We start from the raw sequence: 4294 nt of genomic DNA on the forward strand, positions 1-4294 counted from the left end.
CCCCTATCCTGAACAATGAGCTCCACATGTGTGATGGCCTTCTCAATGATCTCATGAGCATCTGCGCGTTCCTTGCTGATGTCCAGCTGATTCTTCTCCAGTTTGGAAATCCGGAGCACATTTTCAACCTGTGCATGCATTCGTTTATTTTCATCACGGATCATGTTCAGATAGCGACCTACTTTATCGGCATCTCCCATAATCTTTGGATTCTTTATGGCCTCAACCGCCAGGTTAATAGTCGCTATGGGCGTTTTGAACTCGTGAGTCATGTTGTTTATGAAATCTGTTTTGATCTCCGAGATCTGCTTTTGTCGTATCAGCTGATAGATAGCACTCGCATAGGCTATCATTATAATCAGTGTAAAAAGCAGTGAAAGCACTGCCATCCCAACCACTGAGCGCACCAGAAAATCTTTTTGGTCCGGAAAAGAAATCAAAAGCGCAAAATCCGTAACACCTTCACTATCCCGGAATACCGGTGCCTTGTAATAGCTTTCGGTATCCATACTGAACTTCCTGGATTTAATTTTCGTGGGAAGTCCCCGGCTGTATACCCCGTATTCGTAATCGATGTCGAGATTCCTGTTTTCAAGTTCCTGATCCAGCAAGAGCTCTATTTCTTCCCGACTTATCCTTTCGTGTATGGGAACCCGGTTCGCATACACCCTGTATACGTCGTCGAACATCGCCTTCTCCATGGCAGAAATTCCACCGACTTTTTCCCATTTTTCGATAGGACTTAGTCGATATGCTTTACCATCCAGACCGTACTCTTCCTTATAGATGGTTTTTGTACGCCGACTGGTAAAATTCTTTATGGTCGTTGTATCCGAGGAAGCCGCATTGTCAAAGAACGTAGATGCTATATTGTAATCCTCTTCCAGAATCCCGTGTGAATAAAAAAGGATTTCATTGGAGTTTATATCGCGGTCGATGAAAAATATATTACTGAGTTGCGCACTCCTGAGGTCCCCTACACTGTCTTTAAGATTCAAAAAGCGCTCCGAATACTCCTTCATTTCGCGCTCCTCAATCTTCTCGGCTACCTTGTTAAGCACCTCGGTGGCCGTATTGGAAAACTGCTCTTCTTTGTCCTCAACAGAGCTTTTGATCCAATATAACTGCACTGCGATTATCCCGACAAGAGAAAGGCTCATCAGAACCACCAACAGCACAAACAACCTCTTATTCATCGTTCAGGTAAAAATAAAAATTTAACATTTAGCGCAGTGGTGGTTTAACCTAACCTTAACAAAAGGATTCCGGCGCACTTCCCGACATTTCAAGGAGTTTACGGTGAATAACCTCTACCTGTTCACGCGTATTTTCAAGGTCGGTGTTCTCGATTACAAAATCGACAAGGGGAATTTTACGGGCATCTGTCCACTGGTGCTTTATCCGTTTCAGCACCTGGGTCGGTGTTACATTGTCGCGGTGAACAACCCGCTCTATCCGCATCTTTTCCGGGGCTACAACCAGGAGTGTCCTGTCTAAATTTTTATAGGCTCCATTCTCCAGAAGAATAGCGGCCTCCTGCACCACGTATGGGGCGCGTTGTTCCGCCCTCCAGAGTTCAAAATCTGTCCGTACCGCAGGGTGGACCAATCCATTTAAGGCGTTTAATAACACGGGGTCTGAAAACACCCTTGAGGAGATCCATTTCCGGTTCAAACCACCTTTGCTGTAGGCCTCCTCACCCAATAGCTGAGTAATCTGCTCACGCAAAAAGGGATCGTTTTGCATTAATTCCTTAGCCCGGGTATCTGAATCGTAAACAGGAATCCCCAGTGCTTTAAAATAAGACGCAACGGTGCTTTTACCACTTCCAATGCCCCCGGTAAGCCCCACACAAATCATTCTCTTCTGGTAATAAACTCTACGGATGTCTCCAGTAGCTGTGTTTCGGTGACACCTCCGGGTTTTTCGGCCAGATCCAACATTAATCGACCGGTTTCAGAGGACGGTGCATTGTAATCCGCTACAAGGCGGAAATCGTCAGGATTCAGGGACTTCAACCCCTCGATGCGCCCTTTACACAAAACACCCACCATATTGGGAAAAGTCTGGACTTCCATACTATCCGGCAGATTGATGACCTCTACGGGCACTTCGATAACAGCTTCTGAAAAACGAAAAACGCTTCCAGAGACCTGTATCCGATCCTGGGAGAATTCGGTGTTTGGCTGTCGGAACCTGGAGTCTATTGAGAGTTCCTGTTTAAAATCTCCTTTGATACCCGAAATCGAAAGGGGTTCCGTATAAACCATCTCGATACTGTCAATTTCGGATGGAGGACCCAGCAAATGTACCTGTTCCGGCTCCAGAACGAGTCCTCCGTCCAACATGTAATTCTGAGCGAAATCCAGCTCTTCAGGTACCCGAACAGGTACGGTTTTGGATTTCATTTTTTGAAAATTCAAAAAAATCGTATCCGAAGGCACTTGAAGCAAGCCAATGCCCTGGCTTAGTTGCTGTTCTATTTGGCTTCTATAGGATTGCGGACTGATAAAAAACCCTTTGTTCCCCTGCCGCACCTCCCGGAGGTCGATTGCAATCTCCTTAGGACTGAGTTGATAGCGAAGTAACTGAAAACCATTCGCGCGGATACGGACCCCGAGCTCTCCTGGCGGGATATCCACCAAAAGCATGCCTTCAGGCTTGTGGGTGTAGTTCAGGGCAAAATCTACGGAATGCGAGTACGTTTCCGAGAGCCGGGTAATAAACCAGGCTGTAATCGAAAACAAAAGGAATAGAAAGAAAACCCGTGCTTTCCTCTGTTTGATACCTGACTGAATCTTTCCTATCAAGGTTTAAGGTTTAAAAAAGAGCCCGGGCATTAATACCTCGGGTTTCTTCTTACTAAAGGTAAGCAAGAAAGCCGATTTTAGAAAACCCAGCCCATAGCCGACATATTGTACAAGCAGGGCACCCGGAGCCAGCAGCGCTGCCCGCGCACTACCCGACTTAACACCTGCACCAATGGCCACCGCAAACAGGTACAACACAAACAAAATCAGTAAAGCCCAGGCCGGAAGGCCATTAAAGAAAATGGGGAGCACTACAGCAATTAAGAGCCCCATGACAAAAAAAGCAGGAAACCAATAGGTAATACGGGCAGAACCCGGGTGCCACCGATTGAGTATAGGACGTGTAAGCCCGAATTTATGTACCTGCCTGTAAAAAGACCTGAAATCAATACGCCGTTTATGATAAACAGTTGCGCCGGGAATAAAACCAATGGAAAAACCCAAATCTTTTAGCCTTAGGCTCAGGTCCGGGTCTTCACCAGGATGAATATTACCGAAACCCCCACTGGCTTCAAAAGCAGCCCTGGAGAGCCCCATATTAAAACTGCGGGGCTGGAATTTTTCGCTGAATCCCGACTTCCCCCTGATTCCACCTGTTGTAAGCATAGCAGTCATCGTATAACTAATGGCCTGTTGCATGGGATTAAACGACGGATGGGCATCGTCAGCTCCTCCAAAACAATCCAGGGGGGTTTTGGAAAGAAAGCGCGCCACCTCATCGAGATAGGCCCCGGGCAGGATGCAATCCGAATCCACGAGTATAAAATAAGACCCCCTGGCACGGTGCATTCCAAAATTCCTGGAGTCGCCAGGACCGGTATTCTTCTTTTTGAAGTAATTGAGTTGCAAGCGGTCTGAAAATTCCCCGATAACCTCTTTGGATGGGACACTTGAGCCATCTTCGACAATCACGACCTCAAAAGGCCTTGAATACGTTTGGATGGCAAGGCTTTCCAACAGCTCCCGGACTTCTCCCGGCCGGTTAAAAACTGGCACCACAAATGAAAAATAAACTTCCATAGACCCCCCTATAAAAAAACCATCCGTTGGAGGGATGGCCTTTGGTGCTATTAAAACATTCTGCTATTCAGAAAATGAATCAATGATGTCCTGGCTGACGCCAGTAGATGAAAAACCTCCATCATGAAACAAGTTCTGCATGGTGACTTTACGCGTAAAATCAGAAAATAGTGTTATCGTGTAGTCCGCACACTCAAGAGCCGTGGCATTCCCCAAAGGAGACATTTTTTCTGCGTAATTGATAAAGGCATCAAAACCTTTTACCCCTTTTCCGGCAGTAGTGGGCGTCGGAGATTGAGAGATCGTATTGACCCTGACTTTTTTTTCTGTTCCAAAGAAATATCCAAAGCTTCGGGCTACCGATTCCAGGTATGCCTTGTTGTCGGCCATATCGTTATAATCCGGAAATGTGCGCTGGGCCGCCATATAGGTAAGCGCAACTATGCTGCCCCACTCACTCATGG

General features: G+C 46.6%; 5 protein-coding genes. All 5 read right to left on the bottom strand.

The genetic code is table 11. The features are described from left to right. Positions 1 to 1196 (bottom strand): sensor histidine kinase (locus tag WBV75_RS05500; RefSeq protein WP_424119643.1); only part of this gene is annotated, 1196 nt, incomplete at its 3' end. Positions 1197 to 1251: 55 nt separating this feature from the next. Beyond that, on the bottom strand, positions 1252 to 1860 hold the full coding sequence (gene coaE, locus WBV75_RS05505) for a dephospho-CoA kinase (protein WP_424119644.1): 609 nt from the start codon (positions 1858 to 1860) through the stop codon (positions 1252 to 1254). Beyond that, positions 1857 to 2810, bottom strand: a complete 954-nt coding sequence (locus tag WBV75_RS05510) for a CdaR family protein (protein WP_424119645.1) — start codon at positions 2808 to 2810, stop codon at positions 1857 to 1859. Before WBV75_RS05510 ends, coaE begins: the two co-directional genes overlap by 4 nt. 3 nt (positions 2811 to 2813) lie before the next feature. Beyond that, positions 2814 to 3830 carry a glycosyltransferase gene (locus WBV75_RS05515; RefSeq protein WP_424119646.1) on the bottom strand — a complete coding sequence of 339 codons (1017 nt, stop codon included), beginning with the start codon at positions 3828 to 3830 and terminating at the stop codon, positions 2814 to 2816. Positions 3831 to 3893: 63 nt separating this feature from the next. Then, positions 3894 to 4294, bottom strand: a 401-nt coding sequence (locus tag WBV75_RS05520; protein ID WP_424119647.1) for an enoyl-ACP reductase FabI, incomplete at its 5' end; no start/stop codon positions are given.

Source organism: Robiginitalea sp. (assembly GCF_049588695.1).
In the GTDB taxonomy this organism is placed as follows: Bacteria; Bacteroidota; Bacteroidia; order Flavobacteriales; family Flavobacteriaceae; genus Robiginitalea.

Bases quoted from the DNA above. Each gene is read 5' to 3' on its own strand.
- coaE (WP_424119644.1), bottom strand. From the start codon at position 1,860: ATGATTTGTGTGGGGCTTACCGGGGGCATTGGAAGTGGTAAAAGCACC.
- WBV75_RS05515 (WP_424119646.1), bottom strand. From the start codon at position 3,830: ATGGAAGTTTATTTTTCATTTGTGGTGCCAGTTTTTAACCGGCCGGGA.